This is a genomic window from Bradyrhizobium sp. ISRA442 (assembly GCF_038085055.1).
GTDB lineage: Bacteria > Pseudomonadota > Alphaproteobacteria > Rhizobiales > Xanthobacteraceae > Bradyrhizobium.
Map to the genome: position 1 here is coordinate 1 of NZ_JALGCN010000063.1, position 1,267 is coordinate 1,267.

Sequence of the window (1,267 nt, forward strand, 5' to 3'; positions counted from 1 at the left end):
ATGTCCGGTATCGTCCTCTCTGCGTCGGTTCGTCAGAACCTGCTCTCCCTCCAGTCCACCGCCGACCTCCTCGCCACCACCCAGTCGCGTCTGTCGACCGGCAAGAAGGTGAACTCGGCGCTGGATAATCCCACCAACTTCTTCACCGCCCAGTCGCTCGACAACCGCGCCAGCGACATCAACAATCTGCTCGATGGCATCGCCAACGGCGTGCAGGTGCTGCAGGCCGCCAACACCGGCATCACCTCGCTGCAGAAGCTGCTCGACAGCGCGAAGTCGATCGCCAACCAGGCACTGCAGACGACGGTCGGTTATTCGACCAAATCGAACGTCTCGACCACGATCGCGGGTGCGACCGCCTCCGACCTGCGCGGCACCACGACCTATTCGAGCGCGACCGCGCTCTCCAACGTGCTGTTCTCCGGTGCGGCCGGCGGCACCACGGCAGCGACCTCGGGTACGACGTTGGGCAGCGCCGCCATCGCCACGGTTACGGGCACCGCGATCAACGCGGCGACCACGGCGGCCAAGCTCTTGAACGGTGCGGCTGCGGGCGACGCCAACGCCGGTGTTGTCGCAGGCGATACACTTACCGTCGACGGCAAGACGATCACCTTTGCGGCTGGTGACGCGCCGGGCACGGCCCCTACGGGATATACCCAGGTCGCTGCTATTGCCAACACGACCACCGGCAACGTGTTTACCGATGCCAACGGCAATTCGACCGTCTATCTCGGCTCCACGACGAAGGCTTCGATCGGCGACGTGCTCACCGCGATTGACATCGCAAGCGGTGTGCAGCGCAACGTCGCTGGCACCTTGACCGCGAACACCGGCCAGACCGCCTCGAGCGTGAACGGCAGTGGCCAGCTCGTCCTCAACAGCTCGACGGGTGCTGATCTGAGCATCACGGGCAAGGCCGATACCCTGAAGGCGTTGGGTCTGACCACCGCGACCGGCACGGGCAGTGCCACGATCTCGGCGGCTCGTCTCACCTCAGGAACCAGCCTCGGCACTTTCGTGCAGGACGGCTCGACCCTGAACGTCAATGGCAAGACCATCACCTTCAAGAATGGCGGCACGCCGGGTACGTCGGAAGTTGCGAGCGGCTCGGGCGTGTCGGGCAACCTCGTCACCGACGGCAGCGGCAACTCGACGGTCTACCTGAACCAGGCAACGATCGCCGACGTGCTGAAGGCGGTTGACCTCGCCACGGGCGTGCGGACCACATCCAACTCCGGCGGTACGGCGACGGTCACCACGGCGA

General features: G+C 65.2%; 1 protein-coding gene. It reads left to right on the plus strand.

Going from position 1 to position 1,267, the window contains the following annotated elements; all coding sequences use genetic code 11:
• On the plus strand, positions 1 to 1,267 hold a 1,267-nt coding region (locus MTR72_RS40195; RefSeq protein WP_341512347.1), incomplete at both ends, for a DUF1522 domain-containing protein.